Source organism: Mesorhizobium sp. AR10, assembly GCF_024746795.1.
Lineage (GTDB): Bacteria > Pseudomonadota > Alphaproteobacteria > Rhizobiales > Rhizobiaceae > Mesorhizobium.
Genome location: NZ_CP080524.1, coordinates 2,991,713 through 3,007,370, shown reverse-complemented (window position 1 = coordinate 3,007,370; position 15,658 = coordinate 2,991,713). Strand labels below are relative to the sequence as shown.

The following is a 15,658-nucleotide window of genomic DNA, read 5'->3' as shown; positions in this document are numbered from 1 at the left end:
CCGCATCCTACCGCGCTATTTCAGCGGCAGAAAGAGTTCAAGAACCACCTCATGTACCCGCGCCTCCGGGAGGAAGGACAGCCGTCGTTGGCAATAGACTGGAAAGTCGCGTGCTTCCTCGCCGCTGGCCGGAAGCCATTCACGATAAAGGAAGAGTGCTGCGGGCTCGAGATTGTTGGTGTTGCCGGGGTAGCGCAGCACCGCGCAGCGTCCGCCGGGGATCTCGCCAGCCTTCATCGTCTCGTCGTCCGCCTCGATCGGCTGGTCGGTCCCGGCACAAATGTCCATGCTATAGTCGGCCGCGACCGCGGGCTCCCTTTCGGAACGGAAGACGTTGAAGGTCGGGCTTGTCTCGGGCGACAGGCCCGCGGCCTTGCGCCAGGCGATGAACCGCTGGATGGTGTCCTGGAGCGTCGCCCGGTCGCCCCGATGCTCCATGATCGCCACCGGCGTGGGGGGCACATCGCGGATCATCACGTCGTCGTGTTCGAAGATTATCTGCATGAGCTTGTTCCTTGCTTTGTCGAGAGGCCCGAAGGCCATGAGCCACGACCCCCAGTCGGGAGACTTCCGGAACGAAGAAGGCGATTGTCCGAACCGTTGCCGAAAGGCGCGGGCGAAGGCATCCGGTGCGTCGTAACCGGCATCCATCGCGATGTCCGTGACGCTTTGGGCGTCGCTCTCGGCAAGCCTGTACGAAGCGCGCTTCATGCGGGCGAGCTGGACATAGCGATGCACGGACACCCCGAAGGTTGACGTGAACTGCCGGTGGAAATGGTATTTCGAGAACGCCGCGACGCCGCTCAAGGATTCCAGATCCAGATCGTCGTCCAGATGCTGGTCTATGTGGTCCAGCACCCGCTGCATTCGGGCATGGTAGTTTTCAAGTGCCGCCTTCAACGTCTCGTCCTCCGTGGCAACACCAGATAGGCGCTCCCGGACATGCCGCGCTCGACCGATCTTGCGGTTTGACACGGATGGACCGGTACCCGCCAGCGGCCGCTTGGAGGCTGCTTATCTGTAAGGCTCGTTCACGCAGCCTAAACCCCATGCGGCAGGGCCGGCCTCCACTCCGTCTCGGCTTCGCCGAGCCACCTCTCCCCCATTTCATAGGTCATGTCCTTGAGCGCGTTCTCGTTGCGCGGTTCAGCGCGAAGTCGAGAGATCAGTGCTGGATGACGACCTTGCCTACGATATTGCGCGCGCTGTAGTGCGCAATGGCTGCCTTGGCGTCGTCGAATGCATAGACGCTATCGATTACAGGCCGGATGCCATGCTGTTCCATCGCCCGGCACATGTCCTCCAGATCTCGGCGGCTTCCAATTGTCACCGCGCGAAAGCCGACCCGGCTCATGAACATGGTCATGAAGTCGACGCCACCTTCATACCCAGCCAGAATGCCAACGATGGAGATTTCCCCTCCAACCGCAGAGGCCTTCATCGACTGGGGCAGAGTCGCAGGGCCGCCCACCTCGACAACGCGATCGACGCCGCGGCCGTTGGTGAGTTCGCGGACCGCGTCACCCCACTCGGGCGTCGCATTGTAGTCGATGACGGCGTGCGCGCCGAGCCTGCGAAGCATAGGCGCCTTCTCATGGCTGGAGGTCGTCGAAATCACTCTGGCGCCAAGCGCAACGGCCAGTTGCACGGCGAACAGTGATACGCCACCGGTGCCCTGAGTGAGTACCACATCGCCGGCGCGAACGCCTGCAAGTGCCGACCATGCCGTCACCGCAGCACAGGAAAGCGTAGCGCCCTCTTCGAAGCTCATGTGAGATGGCATGGGAACAAGGATCTCCGCGTTGACCACCTTGTATTCCGTCAGCCAGCCGTCGTGATCGACGACCCACTGCTCGTGTTGAGTGTTCAAGGTTCCGCCAAACCAGTTGGGAAGGAAAGAATTGACGACCTTGTCGCCGACCCGGAAGCGCTTGACGCCTTCACCGATAGCCTCGATTTCGCCGGCGCCATCCGACAGCGGCACGCGGCCCATTGGAACGGGCGGCTGATACTGGCCGGCAAAAATGGGCAGATCGCGGAAATTGAGCGACGACGCCCTGACGCGGACCAGCACTTCACCTCGGCCGGGTTGCGGAATCTCGCTCTCTTTGATGATCAGGCTGCGCGGTCCGCCAAAGCTGTTGATGTGGAATGAACGCATGGACTTGCTCCTGGCTTGATGGCTTGTGATTTCTTTCTACCGGGAGCATGATTGTTTGATAATCGCCCTATATTGGTACGGCCTGTGCAGCCAGACTTCACAATAGATCGAGCGCGCATGGACGGCGTGGTCATGTTTCTGGCCGTTGCCGAGCTGCGGGGGTTTCGGGCCGCGGCCGCGCGTCTTGGGGTGACGCCTTCCGCTGTGAGCCAAGCAATTCGGAACCTTGAGGCGCGGGTCGGCTCACCTCTTTTTGTGCGGACAACCAGAAGCGTAAACCTGACGGAGGCGGGCGAACGCCTTCTTGCCCACGCACGGCCGGCGGCGGATATGTTGAGGGCCGGCATCGACGCCGCTGGCGGGTTGGGCGACGACGTGCGGGGAAAGCTACGCATCAACGCGCCGCGAGCGGCCCTGCCGTTGCTGATCAACCGCCTGCTGCCCGATTTTTTGGCTGCCCACCCACAAATCCAGCTCGAATTCGTTGCCGAGGATCGTCCGATCGATATCGTCGCGGAGGGGTATGACGCGGGCATACGGCTCGGTGATTTCGTCGAAATGGATATGGTCTCCGTTCGTCTGACGCCGGCCGAGCGGTTTGTCGTGGTGGGGACGCCGAGTGTCTTCAAGGCGCAAGGGCGGCCGGTGCGCCCCGAAGATCTGCACGGCTTCCGCTGCATCCTTTATCGGACCGATGCGGGTGGTGCGGACCACTGGCGATTTATCGTTCGGGGGCGGCCCGTCACCATCGCGGTCACGGGTCCCCTGGTGATCAACGATGTTGATTTGTGCATCAGGGCGGCACTGCGCGGTGTTGGATTGTTCCGCCTGCCGCGTTCGCTCGTGATGCCCTATCTGGATACTGGGGCGCTTGAGACCGCGCTCGATGCCTTTGGCGAAGATGTGCCCGGCCTCTCGCTCTATCATCCAAGTCGCAGCCAGGCGCTGCCCAAATTGCGTGCCTTTATCGAATTTGCGATTACGCGTATGCGTCATCCGGTGAGCGCCGCCGACTATTTGCCCACGGCTGTGGATTAGCAGGCTGTAAGGCCCGCATTTCAAGCCAGCCAGAAATGGTCCTCGACCTCTTGATGCCGACACCGCTCGACTCGCCCAAGACGATGGCAACACCGGCGGTCATGGGACCAGGACCAGCTTGCCAGTGGACTTGCGGCTTTCCATGTCGCCATGGGCGGTCGCCGCATCGTCGAGCCGATACTCGCCGCCGATCAGGACCTTGAGCTTCCCTTCAGCGATCCAGTCGAAGAGCTGTACCGAGCGAGCGCGCAGCAGACCGGGCGTAGGGATATGGTCGAAAAATACCGCATAGCCGATCTTGATGCTCTTGGGCAGGCTCATGATATCGAGCGGACCCGGGCCTCCAAGCACCGGGCCATACCAGCAGAACGTTCCCGATCGGCGTAGTATGTCGAGCGACCCCTGAAAGGTCGTCGGCCCTGAGCCGTCATAAACCACATGCACGCCTTCGCCCTTGGTCAGACGGAGCGTCTCCTCCGCAAACCGGCCTTCTGCATCGACGATGACATGGTCGGCGCCGGCCTCCCGGACTGCGGCGACCTTTTCCTGCGACGAGACGCGTCCGATGACATGGCCGCCCCGCAGTTTGATGATCTGGGTCAGCAGCAGCCCGAGCCCACCCGCCGCCGCGTGGACGAAGGCGACATCGCCGGGCTGAACTGGATAGAAGTCGGTGGCGAAATGACTGGCGGTGAGACCCTGCATCATTACGGATGCGGCCACGCGATCGTCGATCGTGTCGGGAACCGGCACCAGCGATGCGGCAGGGATCGCAATCCGTTCCGCATAGCTTCCAGGCGCATAGACCCAGGCGACACGGTGGCCGGGTTCGATGCCTTCGACGCCGGCCCCCACCTTCAGGACTCGCCCGACACCTTCGACGCCAAGAATCTTGGGGCTGGGAATATCGGCCCATGCCATGCCCTGTCGCACGCCGATATCCATGAAGTTGACGCCTGCGAAGGCGATCTCGACCAATGCTTCGCCCGGACCCGCCACCGGTTCGGGGCGCTCGGCATATTCCAGCATCTCCCGGCCGCCTGTACCGTTCATCACAACCGCTCTCATTGATGTGCTCCTTTCTTGAATGATCGTTCCATAATTGGTTAAAAAAAGGGCGCGCTACCGCAGCGCCCTCAGCGCCATGTCGGCCAGGCTGGCCAGCGCCGCGCGGTCGGCGCCGCCGCGCCCCGCGACCCGGATGCCGGCAATGTTGGCGATCAGAAAATCGGCGGTTACTTCCGCGTCGAGGCTCGGAGCGATATCGCCTTCACGTTGCGCGTCGTGAACGCGGGCTACGATGGCTCCACGCAGGCCTTTGCCCAGGAGCGTTTTGATCTTCTCAAGGTCGGGGCGTGATACGCCGAACTCATAGGTCGAGTTGACGCCAAGGCATGGCTGATCGGCGGTCTCGACGACGCGTTGCAGCATCGCATTTATGCCATCGATCCCCCGAGCGCGGCTTCGCAGCGCACCGAAATGCCTCGTACACTCGTCCAGCCCATAGCGATGCACCGCCGAGCAATAGAGCTGCCACTTGCCGCCGAACGCAGCGTAGAGGCTTTGCCGTCCGATCCCCATCGCATTGACGAGCATCTGGGCCGAGCTACCCTCGAATCCATGCTCGCTGAAGACGTCGATCGCGCCATCAAGCGCATCGTCCATATCGAATTCCCGCGGTCTTGCCATGAGCGCCATATAGCCGTTCGGGAACGATCGTTCAATAACGCATCCGGGATTAATCTGCGACGCGGCGATCTGCCCTAATCAGGTTCTGTGTTTGGGTCGCCAGACCATATGAGAACACACGTAACTGCGCGTTTAGACTAGCACCGTCACGTCGTTGGCGGCTCCACCAGCGACACCCCGTTCAACCCCGCAACGATATCCGACAGTGCCGGCACGAACTTCTCGCCATGGCCAGTGGTGACCGCAGTGGCAAAGCCGTTTCGCACCGCAGCCCCGATTGGATTGGCGACACCTGCAGCCTGCGCGAAAGAGGCGAGATAGGTCATGTCCTTGAGCGCGTTGACGATGGCAAAACGCTGCGCGTTTTCGTTGCGGTTCAGGACGAAATCGAAGAAGGCCTGATAGAAGCCGCAGTCCATGCGGCTGCCCGAAATGACGCTGTTGAAGACCTGCGGCGTCAGCCCCGCCTTCGCACCGAGCGTCAGCGCCTCCGAATAGATCGCCGAGTACCCCATCGAGACGAAATTGTTGAGCAGCTTCATGGTGTGGCCGCTGCCGGTCGGTCCGGTGTGGACGACGCGCGCGGCGAAGGCTTCGAGCACCGGCCACGCCCGCGCAACTGCCTCAACTGAGCCGCCGACCATGACGTCGAGCTTGCCTTCAGCGGCTTCCTTGGGCGTGCGCGCCAGCGGCGCATCGATCAGCGTCACGCCTTGCTGGGCGAGTTCGGCTGCAAGTGCCGTCGTCGATGACGGATTGGAGGTCGAGCAGTCGATGATCAGCAGCGGCTTGCCGGTTGAGGCGAGCCCATCCGGCCCCTTGATCAGCATTTCGACCTCGCGCGAGCCGGTGACGCACAGGATAACGATGTCGCAGGCGGCGGCGAGCTTGCGCGGGCTTACCGCTTCCGTCGCGCCGGCTTCGATCAACCGGTCGGCGGCGGCACGGCTGCGATGCACACAAACCGTCAGCGGCCAACCCTTGCGCAGCAGATTGTCGGCCATGCCGGCGCCCATGCTGCCTAGTCCGATGAAGCCGATGCGTTCTTTCATGCAATCCTCCAACAACCATGGCCCAAGCCGGCGGGCCGCATTTCCTCAGCTTGCGGCGAGCATCCGTCGATGCAATCCTTTGCCGGAGAATCGAACCGGAGTCCCCGATGGCGGAGCCCATGCTTTTCGACGCCATACCGCAAGCGCCTAACCTCAGAAGCGGGCTGGTCAACACGCTGATCGCGCAGATTGAGTCCGGCGATCTTGCGCCGGGCCAGAGGCTGCCGACCGAGCAGGAGATCGTCGCTGCGACCGGTGTGAGCCGCACTGTGGTGCGCGAGGCGCTGGCTGCGTTGCGCGCCCGGGGGCTGATCACCACCCGTCAGGGTCTGGGTGCATTCGTCACCAAGGATCCCCTGCCCCGAACCTTTTCCATCCTGCCAAACGACCTTGAATCGATCGGCGAAGTGCTGCGTGTGCTGGAGTTGCGCATGGGCATCGAAGTGGAAGCGACCGGCCTTGCCGCCGAACGGCGCAGCGACGCAGCGCTCGCGCAGATGAGCTCCCGGCTCGACGCGCTTGAAACCGCTGTCCGCGCCGGCGAGTCGGGCTCGGAAGAGGATTTCGGCTTTCACCGCGCCATTCTCGCAGCGACACGCAACGCCAATTTCACCCGCCTGTTCGATACCTTCGGCAGCGCCATGATCCCGCGTCAGTGGACCCGGCTCGATCGCATGACCGTCCCCGAACGGGAAAAATACCTGGCCCGCATGCAGCGCGAACATCGCGCCATTCTGGCCGCCATCGAAGCCAGGGACGTCAATGCGGCGCGCCGTGCCATGCGCAGCCACCTGACCAAGAGCTATGCCCGCTTCGAGACCTTGCGCGACAAGGCGGGACGCGGCGACTGAACCTTTGCTCATATTGCTGCTCCCGCCACGCCGCCGAGATAGAGATCGCGCATCAGCGCCATGTCGCGCAGTTCGGCGATCGGTCCCGAGACGACGATGCGGCCGTTCTGCATGAGATAGCCGCGCGAGGCGACCGACAGCGCCAGACCGGCATTCTGCTCAACCAGCAGCACCGAGGCGCCAAAACGCTCGCCGATGTCGAGAATGATCGCCTTGATCTCCTTGACCAGCAGTGGCGACAGGCCGAGCGACGGCTCGTCGAGCAACAGCACACGCGGTCGCGCCATCAGGCCGCGGGCGATCGCCAGCATCTGTTGCTGGCCGCCGCTCAGCGAGCCGCCCTTGTCACGCCGCTTGGTGGCGAGGATCGGGAAGAAGGCCAGCATCGTCGCGAAGTCGGCCTCGATGGCATCATCGTCACTGCGTGAATAGGCGCCGAGCCGAAGATTTTCCTCGACCGTCATGTCGACGAATATTTTTCGCCCTTCCGGCACCAGCACGACGCCGCGCGTCGCCATGACGTCGGCGGAAAGGCCGGTTACATCCGTACCGTCGTAACTGATGCTGCCGGCGCGTGGCCTGACCAGCCCGGCGATCGCCTTCAGCAGCGTCGACTTGCCGGCGCCGTTGGGCCCGAGGATGGTGACGATCTCGCCCTTTGCCAAGGTCAGCGAGACGCCGCGGTTGACGATGGTCGGGCCATAGCCGGTGACGATTTCGGAGATGGCGAGCAGGCTCACAGATCGCCTCCGAGATAGACTTCCAGGACCTTGGGATCGGCAAGCACCGCTTCGGTCGGCCCGTCGGCGATCTTGGAGCCGAAATCGAGCACGGCAAGGCGCCGGCACAGCATCTGCATCAGCTTCATGTCGTGGTCGATGACGCAAACAGTGATGCCATGGCCGGGCAATTGACGGACAAGCCCGACAAGCGCCGTGGTTTCGCGGTCGTTGAGGCCGGCGGCCGGCTCGTCGAGTAGCAGCAGCGCCGGCCGCGTGGCGAGCGCCAGTGCCAGGCCGAGCAAACGCAGGCTGCCGAACGGCAGCACGCCGGCCTTTTCCCCCGCGAGCGCCTCCAGCCCGACGAAGTCAAGCAACGCCTGCGGCGTCGGCCAGGGATTGTTGGCGTTTGCTCCGGCCCGCACATGCTCGCCGGCGATCTGCACATTCTCCAGCACGCGAAGGCCAGTAAAAGCCATCGCCTGCTGGAAGGTGTAGCCGATGCCGGCCCGCGATATGGCGTGCGGCGCTGAGCCGGTAATGTCGCGCCCGCGAAACGACACGCTGCCGGCGCTGGGCTTGTGGACGCCGGTGACGACGTTGAACAAAGTCGTCTTGCCCGAGCCGTTCGGGCCGACGACTCCGAGGATTTCACCTTCCTCAATGGCGAGATCCACACCGGCAAGCGCGGTGACGCCGCCGAACTGCTTGCTCAACCCGCGGATTTCGAGGATCGGGCTCATCGCCGCGCCTCCGAGGGATTCGATACGGCGCCATTTTCCTGCCTCCGCTGTTCCTTCGGCTTTGCAAGGAAGACCTTGCGTATCGCGGCGGCGATACCGGCGATCAGCCCGTCGGGCAGCAGCAGAATGACGGCGATCAGGCAGACGCCGTAGACGATGCGCGACTGGACCGGATCGAGGTTGAGCACTTCCGGCAGGAAGGCGACCAGGATGCCGCCGGCGAGCGGACCTGCAATCAGCCGGGCGCCGCCGATCATCACCATCAGCGCCAGATAGATGCTGGGGAAGGACGCGAACTGCGTCGGCGAGATATGGCCAAGGAAATTGGTCAGCAAAACGCCCGAGATGCCGGCAAAGATGCCGCTGACGACGAAGGCGCCGATCTTGTGCCGGCCGACATTGATGCCGAGTGAGGCCGCAAGCTTCTCGTTTTCCCTGATGGCGCGCAGCGTGCGACCGTAGGACAAGTTGATGATTGCCCAGCTCGCCACTGCCGCGACCGCCACGAAAGCCACGACCATCAGATAGTAGCGCGTCAGGTCGCTCATATCGGCGCCGAACAGGGTGACCGGACCAACCAGGTCGAGCCCGGTCGCGGCACCCGTATAGTCGCCGCCATTGGTGAGCACGATGGCAAGCAGTTGCCCGAAGGCGAAGGTCATGATGACGAAATGATGGCCGCCGACCCGTAGCGAGGGAATGCCGACGATCATCGCGAACACCGCGCTGGTGAGCGCGGCGACCGGGAGTGCTGCCCAAAAGCCGACGCCAAAGTCCCGCGCGAGTATCGCTGCCGTATAGGCGCCGACGCCGACCAGTGCCGCATGACCCATCGACAGGATACCGGTCTGGCCGAACAGCACCGAGAGCCCGTAGAGCGCAATGACGTTGATGCCTGCCGAGATCGCCAGTGACAGGAAACGATTGCTCGGCGAGAGCAGTGGCACCATGGCGATCAGCACCAGGACGGCCAGCACCGGCAGCAGGGATCGCAGAACCGACACGCCAGGCTTCGCGGGACCGCTTTCACTCATGACGCCATCCTGGGTCCGCTAGTGCCGCCGAAGAGGCCGTGCGGACGAAACAGCAGCACCAGGATCATCAGCACGAAAGAGTAGGCATCGGTCCATTGCGAGAAGCCGTAGCCGGCGCTGAAGCCTTCGACGATGCCGAGGATGAGCCCGGCGGCAACGGCGCCGTAGATGTTGCCGAGCCCGCCGATCAGCGCCACGGCAAAGCCCTTCATGACCATGGTGCCGCCAATGAACGGGGTGATTGGAAACAGCGCGATCAACAGCGCGCCGCCGAGTCCGGCCAGCGCACTGCCGAGCACGAACACGCCAGTGATGTAGCGGCGCACCGGAATGCCCATCAGGGCGGCAGTATCGCGGTCCTCGACGCTGGCCCGCAGCGCCCGGCCGTAGCGGCTGGCGGTGATCATCCGGAAGCTCAACGCAACCACGGCGATGGTGATCAGGATCACCATCACGCGCACCGAAGCGATGCGCACGCCGCCGACGTCCCAGACCGTGGTCAGCGGGCGCGGGATGCTTTTCTGGTTCGGGTTCCAGAACAGCACGACGACATGCTGCAGCACGACGATGAGGCCGAGCGAAACGATGAAGCCGTTGGTCGGCCGTTCCAGCGTGAAGCGGAAGATGCCGCGCTCGAGCACGTAACCCATCAGCCCGACCGCCAGGATCGCCAGCACCACCGCCAGCGGGAAGCCGAGGCCGGCGCTGACGGCGAGCCAGGTGACGATGCCGCCGACCATCAGGAATTCGCCATGGGCGAAGTTGATGATGCCGGTCAGGCCGAAGATCAGGGTCACGCCGACGGCGATCAGCGTGATCACGCTGGCGATCGACAGCCCGTTGAGGATCTGCTGTATGAAAATGTCCACGGCTCGCATCCCTGTTGAAGTACTGGCGCTGTTGACGTGGTGGCCGGCGATCCGGCCTTTGCTCGCGAATGGGCATTGGCGGCGCAAATGGCGCCGCCAATACGAGGATGAGTTCCGAAGATCAGCTCTTCGGTGCCTCAGCCGGCGGCTGCTGCATCGAGCAGGAAATGTCCCCGCCCGGCGCCGCAGCGCAGACCTCGGTCGCGTGGGTGACCTGATGGGTTGGGTTGAACGTCAGGTCGTCCGAGACCACGCCCTGGTGATGGAGCGACAACAAGGCTTCGACCGTCTTGTCCGGATCGAAGCTGCCGGCCTTCTCCCAGGCTTCGGCGAGGAAGTGCACATAGTCGTGGTAGAGCAGCGAGACCGAAGACGTCACGCCGTGCGGAGCGCCGGCCGCGAAATAAGCGTCGAAATAGGCCTTGGCTTTCGGGTTGGACGACTCGCCCCAGCACACCGGCACGCAGCTCATCGCCACCGGCACATCGGCCGAAAGCTGCTTTTCCTTCCAGATGCCGGGGTCGACGCCGAACAGGAAGTAGCTCTTGGCAGCACCCAGTTCGAGCGCCTGCGGCAGCGCCGTCAACGTTGAATCGCCATTGTACCAGAAGTGGATGATGTCCGGATTGAGGCTCTTGGCACGGGTCAGGAACGGCGAGAAGTCGGTTGTCTCAGGCGGGTAGAAGATGATGTCGGGAACCTCCTGTCCTTCGGCCTTCAGCGCCTTGAAATAGTAGGACGACAGGAACTGGCCGGTGGCGTCGTTGCCGACGATCATCACCGATTTCTTCGGCTTGAAGCCGAGCAGTGGTTCAAGCAAGGTCAACACGCCCCGCGCGGTCGATCCAGAACGCTGGAATTCCTGCGGCTCGGACTGGAAGAGATAGTGATCCTCGCCGCCCGGCTTGACCGAGTCCGGCGTCAGTATTTTCGCCAGCGTCGAATTACCGGCGAAATGGACGATCTTGGCCGGCTGTGTGATCTTGGCCATCGCCAGCGTGAAGTCATGCGTCTCCGATCCGAAGATCGCCTGCACTTTCACATCGCGCACCAGCTCCTGGGTGGCGGCGATGGCGGTCGCAATGTCGGTGCGATCGTCGCGCTTGACCATTTCCAGCTTGTAGGTCTTGCCGCCGACTTTGATGCCGCCGGCATCGTTGATCTGCTTCACGGCAAGGCCGACGCCTGCCGGCAAGGTATGGCCGGCCGAAACAAATGAACCCGATTCAGCCGCGACCACACCGATCTTGACGATATTGTCCGCGTCCTGTGCGAACGCAGGATAGGCAAGCGCGCCAAGGCAAAGTGCTGCCGACGCGCCCATTCTCAGAACGTTTTTCAACTTGAGATCCTCCCGACTCCAAATCATTGCAGTCTTACCGGGTTGTCATACAACCCTGTTATCTGGTAAATCTAACGAACGCGGATGTCAATCGCGTCATCATTCGATTAAATGCCGCCGGCAGGATGCGAATCGGCACACGAGCAGCAACGAGGAACAGGACATGCAGTCACGGAAATTCGGCCGCACCGGCCGCGAGGTCAGCGAGATCGGCTTCGGTTCATGGGCGATCGGCGCCGCCTGGGGCGAGGTCAATGACGACGACGCGGTGGCCGCCCTCCATGCTGCCCTCGATGCCGGGGTTACCTTCATCGACACCGCCGATGTCTATGGCGACGGCCGTTCCGAGAAGCTCATTGCCAAAGTGATGAAGGAGCGCGGCGGCGAGCGGCCGTTTATCGCCACCAAGGCCGGAAAGCGGTTGCCGGCGCAGACTGTCGAAGGCTTCTCTCAGGAAAACTTGACAGACTGGGTCGACCGCAGCCTCAGATATCTCGAGGCCGACACGCTCGATCTCGTGCAACTCCACTGCCCGCTGACCGACCTCTATTATCACCCGGAGGTGTTCGAGCGGCTCGACCGTCTCGTCGAGCAAGGCAAGATCCGCAACTACGGCGTCAGCGTCGAGCGCGTCGAGGAAGCGCTGAAGGCGATGGAATATCCAGGCGTCGTCAGCGTCCAGATCATCTTCAATGCCTTCCGCCAGCGCCCTGCCGAACGGTTCTTCGACATCGCAAAAAAGAACGATGTGGCCATCATCGCCCGCGTCCCGCTGGCCAGCGGGTTGCTGTCGGGCAAGTTCAAGGCCGAGACCAAATTTGAGGACAATGACCACCGTAAATTCAACCGCAACGGCGAGGCCTTCGACGTCGGCGAAACCTTCTCGGGCGTGCCCTACGAGGTCGGACTGGCCGCGGTCGAACGCATCCGGCCGCTGGTTTCTGGTGACACGACGATGGCGAAATTTGCCTTGCGCTGGATCCTGATGTTCGACGCGGTCACTGTTGTCATTCCAGGCGCGCGCAATCCGGCGCAGGCCCGGTCCAATGCCGAAGCCGCAAACCTTGCACCCTTGTCCAGCGAACTCATGGCCAAGATCCGGAATATCTACGACCAGGACATCAAGCCCTACGTGCATCAGCGCTGGTGATCGAACGCTATGGTCGTCGAGCCGGCGCGCCGGTGGCGTTCAGCCCCAGGCTGCGCGAGCCCGAGCCGCGCCTTGGATCGCGGCGAGCAGGCTGTTGTAGACAAAACCCGGCGGTTGCCCGCCGGGTTCGATTTCAGTCAGGTCGAGCCTGTTAGAACGAGCGCTGGAAGCGCAGCAGACCGCCAACGCTGTTCTTCTTGTCGGCTGGCGTCCACGAAGGGTTGACCAGGTCAGCATCGCCAAACCGGCCTGCATGGAGGTAGTCGACTTCCGCCGTGACCGTGAGACCGGGAACGACGTCGTAGGCGACGTTCGCTGCAACGCCGACGTTCTTCCAGTCGTCAGCAGATACCTGAGCGTTGAACGAGGTCTTCTCGTTGAACTTGTAGGTGCCGCCACCCCAGACTGCCCAGTTGCCGCCCCACTGCTTGTAGAAGCCGCGACCGTTGGCGTCGACAAAATTGCCGGCGTCATCGTTGAGGTTATCGTCGGTGCCGTAACCGCCCATGATCCAAAGCGTCAGTTCGTTGGTGGCGTTCACATCCAACCGAACCTTGCCGGCGACTTCTTCGTAGTTGCTGTCATAGGAGATGACGCCGGTGATGGCGCCCCAGCCCTGCGTGTACTTCACACCGCCGACGACATGCGGAACGTAGCTGTCGATCGTGTCATCGCCGGTACCTTCTTCCAGCGAGACCACGGCCGAGAAGCCGTTGCCGGCATCGAAGTAGTACTGGACGACGTTGGTGTCGAAATTGCCGTAGGGAACGAGCGTGTCGTTGATGACGTTGCCGGCGTAGCCGACGAACGTATCGAAGGCCGATTCGGTCTTGCCGACGCGGAGACCACCTAGCTGGATCCAGGCAAAGTTCAGCGAGACATCCCGGTTGTGGGCTTCGTTGATGTCCTCGTCGAAGGCATTGTCGTCACCGAACTGGAAGCGGGTCTCGGTGTAGGTCTTCAAGGTGCCGAGTTCGGTTTCCTGGCCGGTATAGGTCTGCAGCGAGAGGCGGGCGTTCTTCCAGTACGTGTTGTGGATGTCACCATCCTGGTGATCCGCGGCCTTCGCACCGTCGAACGAGCCGGTGTCGCCCACGCCCATGTCGTAACGGACATAACCGCCGATGCGCAGGCAGGTTTCGGTGCCGGGGATGTAGAAGTAGCCAGCGCCGTAGACGTCGCAGATCTTGACGTATTCAGCGGGTTCCGGCTCGGCGACGACGACGGCGTCGGCGGCGCGCGCACCGGAAACTGCGATCAGGGCCGCAGCGGAGCCGAGAAGCAGGCTCTTGATGTTCATTTTCAAACTCCAGTTTCTAAAGTGGGTGCCGTGGATCTACCCGGCCTCTGGAAAGGATGAGTGACCACCCTTTTCCAAGGCGAGACTTGCGCTCGCGCTCAGTTACCACAACCGAAATCAGCTGCTGCGGAAGCAATCGAGACGACATCGCCCAAGCGATGTGGCAAATAGGAAACAAATTAGTTTCAAACCTAACTAGTTAGCGCAAGTAGTTAGTTTTCAAACTAAATATTTTCTGGGCAGCTCAAAACGGCATAGCCAATCCAAGCTCCTTGAGCTCTAATGCGCTTGTCGACCTCCAGTCGATGAGCGGCTTCATGCTGATAGTCCAACCCCTGCGGACCAGCGTGGAGCCGCATCGCTTTTGACAGGTTGGAGGGCATGGAGTTGAAAGCTCCGCAAGGAGGGCACAAGCCAAGAATTGCCTATATCTTCGTGCCGAAGCGGCGCGCTCTGCCTTTCGAAGCTTTTGCTCCAAAGGCGCGCAGGACCCGTAGCGCTGTCGCGATCTCGGCAGGCTCAAAACTGGATAGAATTTCAGCTCGAAGCTCGTCGAGAATTTGTTCCAGCTTCGCGACCAGGATCGCACCATCGTCCGTCAACCATAGAGATTTCGCACGACGATCTTCCGTGTCATCACGCCGCTCGATCAACCCCGAGGCCTCAAGTTGACTTACAAGCTGTACGAGCGTCGAAGCACGAATGCCAATCTTGTTGGCTACCGTCGACTGCCACACACCGCCACCTAGCCGTCCGATCGAAAGCAGGGGGGCAGCCCGTGGTGCCGAGATTTCCAGGGGCGAGAAGATCCTTTCCGCGGTAGAACGCCATCGTCTACCTGCTCGCCCCAGTTCCGCGGTCATTTCACGGCGCACCAGCTCGATGTCGATCATTGGGAATCCTCTCGGTCACCACCCGTTAGATCTTGTCCACGGTCCGCGCAATTCAAGATTCCGTTAGGCCGAAGTGTTAGTTCGAGCGCCTCAGGGAGGCCATTGGCGATGGCTGGCCGAAGACGCCGGGCCAAGCCGCGATATCGCAGTAAGCATTGTCGTCCGGCGTAGTTGATGGCCTGCATCCGGTGAAAACGGCGGCAGTCAGATGCTTCTGGATGCCGTTTGTCTATGCGCTGATTAGATGATATCGAGCCGCATGGCGACCAAACAACAAATTCAACAGTCTATCACTACAGATATTCTCCTTGCCGGAAGGAGATGGCGTCGCGCTGCGGGGCGGGTGCTCGGGTCACGCGGCATTTCGGAGGCGACAGCTGCGCCTTTGATTTCCATTGCCCGTTTGGGCAACGGTGTCCGACAGATTGATATCGCCTATCAGATTGGCATTGAAAGCCCGTCCTTGGTACGCCTCATCAATCAACTCGAAGCTCAGGGTCTGGTAGAGCGGCAATGCGATGGAAATGACCGTCGCGTGAACGGCCTGTGGTTGACCAAAGAGGGCCAGGAGATCGCACAAGAGTTGGAAATTCTTCTCGTTGCGCTCAGGAACTCGACACTTGCCAAGTTCACCAAAGTCGAACTTGAAACAGCCTCTCGTGTCCTGAAGGCCTTCGAGAGTCTTGAATAGGCGACTCTGATCCGTCATTCCAAGGCAAACCGCCTACCCTGAGGCGCGCGATCACGAAACGGTGACGCCTGTAACGAAGGCTGGGTGGACTGCGAAGACTGGAGGTGAGCGCCGTGTGAAGCATTT

Annotated in this window: 16 protein-coding genes; 4 read left to right on the top strand and 12 right to left on the bottom strand. The window is 61.9% G+C overall.

Annotated features, from left to right (window positions below):
• Nucleotides 1–15: 15 nt before the first annotated feature.
• Entirely contained in the window at nucleotides 16–900 is an 885-nt protein-coding gene (locus LHFGNBLO_RS18080; protein ID WP_258609511.1) for an AraC family transcriptional regulator, read from the bottom strand.
• A gap of 265 nt (nucleotides 901–1,165) precedes the next feature.
• Nucleotides 1,166–2,161 carry a zinc-dependent alcohol dehydrogenase family protein gene (locus tag LHFGNBLO_RS18075; protein ID WP_258609510.1) on the bottom strand — a complete coding sequence of 332 codons (996 nt, stop codon included), beginning with the start codon at nucleotides 2,159–2,161 and terminating at the stop codon, nucleotides 1,166–1,168.
• Nucleotides 2,162–2,278: 117 nt separating this feature from the next.
• Between LHFGNBLO_RS18075 and LHFGNBLO_RS18070 the strand changes: the two genes are divergently transcribed.
• On the top strand, nucleotides 2,279–3,199 hold the full coding sequence (locus LHFGNBLO_RS18070; RefSeq protein WP_258609509.1) for a LysR family transcriptional regulator: 921 nt from the start codon (nucleotides 2,279–2,281) through the stop codon (nucleotides 3,197–3,199).
• A gap of 99 nt (nucleotides 3,200–3,298) precedes the next feature.
• Here the strand turns inward: LHFGNBLO_RS18070 and LHFGNBLO_RS18065 are convergent, their stop codons facing one another.
• The 3 genes from LHFGNBLO_RS18065 to LHFGNBLO_RS18055 all read right to left on the bottom strand — a co-directional run bounded on the left by LHFGNBLO_RS18065 (nucleotide 3,299) and on the right by LHFGNBLO_RS18055 (nucleotide 5,940).
• Nucleotides 3,299–4,267 carry a quinone oxidoreductase family protein gene (locus LHFGNBLO_RS18065; protein WP_258609508.1) on the bottom strand — a complete coding sequence of 323 codons (969 nt, stop codon included), beginning with the start codon at nucleotides 4,265–4,267 and terminating at the stop codon, nucleotides 3,299–3,301.
• Nucleotides 4,268–4,321: 54 nt separating this feature from the next.
• On the bottom strand, nucleotides 4,322–4,888 hold the full coding sequence (locus LHFGNBLO_RS18060; protein ID WP_258609507.1) for a TetR/AcrR family transcriptional regulator: 567 nt from the start codon (nucleotides 4,886–4,888) through the stop codon (nucleotides 4,322–4,324).
• Nucleotides 4,889–5,034: 146 nt separating this feature from the next.
• On the bottom strand, nucleotides 5,035–5,940 hold the full coding sequence (locus tag LHFGNBLO_RS18055; RefSeq protein WP_258609506.1) for an NAD(P)-dependent oxidoreductase: 906 nt from the start codon (nucleotides 5,938–5,940) through the stop codon (nucleotides 5,035–5,037).
• A 107-nt stretch (nucleotides 5,941–6,047) separates the two neighbouring features.
• Here LHFGNBLO_RS18055 and LHFGNBLO_RS18050 point away from each other — a divergent pair, with 107 nt between their 5' ends.
• On the top strand, nucleotides 6,048–6,791 hold the full coding sequence (locus tag LHFGNBLO_RS18050) for a FadR/GntR family transcriptional regulator (protein ID WP_258609505.1): 744 nt from the start codon (nucleotides 6,048–6,050) through the stop codon (nucleotides 6,789–6,791).
• An 8-nt stretch (nucleotides 6,792–6,799) separates the two neighbouring features.
• On the opposite strand, the gene LHFGNBLO_RS18045 is transcribed toward LHFGNBLO_RS18050, so the two are convergent.
• The 5 genes from LHFGNBLO_RS18045 to LHFGNBLO_RS18025 form a co-directional block, all read right to left on the bottom strand.
• Nucleotides 6,800–7,531: an ABC transporter ATP-binding protein gene (locus LHFGNBLO_RS18045; protein ID WP_258609504.1), complete on the bottom strand. Its 732-nt coding sequence runs from the start codon at nucleotides 7,529–7,531 to the stop codon at nucleotides 6,800–6,802.
• Nucleotides 7,528–8,253: an ABC transporter ATP-binding protein gene (locus LHFGNBLO_RS18040; protein ID WP_258609502.1), complete on the bottom strand. Its 726-nt coding sequence runs from the start codon at nucleotides 8,251–8,253 to the stop codon at nucleotides 7,528–7,530. The genes LHFGNBLO_RS18045 and LHFGNBLO_RS18040 overlap by 4 nt, the downstream gene beginning before the upstream one ends.
• The gene (locus LHFGNBLO_RS18035) at nucleotides 8,250–9,287 is read right to left on the bottom strand and encodes a branched-chain amino acid ABC transporter permease (protein WP_258609501.1); all 1,038 of its coding nucleotides are present in this window, start codon (nucleotides 9,285–9,287) and stop codon (nucleotides 8,250–8,252) included. Before LHFGNBLO_RS18035 ends, LHFGNBLO_RS18040 begins: the two co-directional genes overlap by 4 nt.
• Entirely contained in the window at nucleotides 9,284–10,165 is an 882-nt protein-coding gene (locus LHFGNBLO_RS18030; protein ID WP_258609498.1) for a branched-chain amino acid ABC transporter permease, read from the bottom strand. Before LHFGNBLO_RS18030 ends, LHFGNBLO_RS18035 begins: the two co-directional genes overlap by 4 nt.
• Nucleotides 10,166–10,277: 112 nt before the next feature.
• The gene (locus LHFGNBLO_RS18025; RefSeq protein WP_258609497.1) at nucleotides 10,278–11,498 is read right to left on the bottom strand and encodes an ABC transporter substrate-binding protein; all 1,221 of its coding nucleotides are present in this window, start codon (nucleotides 11,496–11,498) and stop codon (nucleotides 10,278–10,280) included.
• 163 nt (nucleotides 11,499–11,661) lie between these two features.
• Between LHFGNBLO_RS18025 and LHFGNBLO_RS18020 the strand changes: the two genes are divergently transcribed.
• On the top strand, nucleotides 11,662–12,648 hold the full coding sequence (locus tag LHFGNBLO_RS18020; protein WP_258609496.1) for an aldo/keto reductase: 987 nt from the start codon (nucleotides 11,662–11,664) through the stop codon (nucleotides 12,646–12,648).
• A gap of 151 nt (nucleotides 12,649–12,799) precedes the next feature.
• On the opposite strand, the gene LHFGNBLO_RS18015 is transcribed toward LHFGNBLO_RS18020, so the two are convergent.
• Nucleotides 12,800–13,948, bottom strand: coding sequence for a porin (locus LHFGNBLO_RS18015; RefSeq protein WP_258609495.1), 1,149 nt, complete (start codon nucleotides 13,946–13,948; stop codon nucleotides 12,800–12,802).
• A gap of 425 nt (nucleotides 13,949–14,373) precedes the next feature.
• Nucleotides 14,374–14,841: a MarR family winged helix-turn-helix transcriptional regulator gene (locus LHFGNBLO_RS18010; protein ID WP_258609494.1), complete on the bottom strand. Its 468-nt coding sequence runs from the start codon at nucleotides 14,839–14,841 to the stop codon at nucleotides 14,374–14,376.
• Between the two features lie 259 nt (nucleotides 14,842–15,100).
• Between LHFGNBLO_RS18010 and LHFGNBLO_RS18005 the strand changes: the two genes are divergently transcribed.
• Complete coding sequence (locus LHFGNBLO_RS18005; RefSeq protein ID WP_258609493.1) at nucleotides 15,101–15,532, top strand: MarR family winged helix-turn-helix transcriptional regulator; 432 nt, start codon at nucleotides 15,101–15,103, stop codon at nucleotides 15,530–15,532.
• Nucleotides 15,533–15,658 lie beyond the last annotated feature (126 nt).

What these genes read in the sequence shown, in the direction of transcription:
- LHFGNBLO_RS18075 (WP_258609510.1), bottom strand. Translation starts at nt 2,161, where the DNA reads ATGCGTTCATTCCACATCAACAGCTTTGGCGGACCGCGCAGCCTGATC.
- LHFGNBLO_RS18070 (WP_258609509.1), top strand. Translation starts at nt 2,279, where the DNA reads ATGGACGGCGTGGTCATGTTTCTGGCCGTTGCCGAGCTGCGGGGGTTT.
- LHFGNBLO_RS18065 (WP_258609508.1), bottom strand. Translation starts at nt 4,267, where the DNA reads ATGAGAGCGGTTGTGATGAACGGTACAGGCGGCCGGGAGATGCTGGAA.
- LHFGNBLO_RS18060 (WP_258609507.1), bottom strand. Translation starts at nt 4,888, where the DNA reads ATGGCAAGACCGCGGGAATTCGATATGGACGATGCGCTTGATGGCGCG.
- LHFGNBLO_RS18055 (WP_258609506.1), bottom strand. Translation starts at nt 5,940, where the DNA reads ATGAAAGAACGCATCGGCTTCATCGGACTAGGCAGCATGGGCGCCGGC.
- LHFGNBLO_RS18050 (WP_258609505.1), top strand. Translation starts at nt 6,048, where the DNA reads ATGGCGGAGCCCATGCTTTTCGACGCCATACCGCAAGCGCCTAACCTC.
- LHFGNBLO_RS18040 (WP_258609502.1), bottom strand. Translation starts at nt 8,253, where the DNA reads ATGAGCCCGATCCTCGAAATCCGCGGGTTGAGCAAGCAGTTCGGCGGC.
- LHFGNBLO_RS18035 (WP_258609501.1), bottom strand. Translation starts at nt 9,287, where the DNA reads ATGAGTGAAAGCGGTCCCGCGAAGCCTGGCGTGTCGGTTCTGCGATCC.
- LHFGNBLO_RS18030 (WP_258609498.1), bottom strand. Translation starts at nt 10,165, where the DNA reads ATGCGAGCCGTGGACATTTTCATACAGCAGATCCTCAACGGGCTGTCG.
- LHFGNBLO_RS18020 (WP_258609496.1), top strand. Translation starts at nt 11,662, where the DNA reads ATGCAGTCACGGAAATTCGGCCGCACCGGCCGCGAGGTCAGCGAGATC.
- LHFGNBLO_RS18015 (WP_258609495.1), bottom strand. Translation starts at nt 13,948, where the DNA reads ATGAACATCAAGAGCCTGCTTCTCGGCTCCGCTGCGGCCCTGATCGCA.
- LHFGNBLO_RS18010 (WP_258609494.1), bottom strand. Translation starts at nt 14,841, where the DNA reads ATGATCGACATCGAGCTGGTGCGCCGTGAAATGACCGCGGAACTGGGG.
- LHFGNBLO_RS18005 (WP_258609493.1), top strand. Translation starts at nt 15,101, where the DNA reads ATGGCGACCAAACAACAAATTCAACAGTCTATCACTACAGATATTCTC.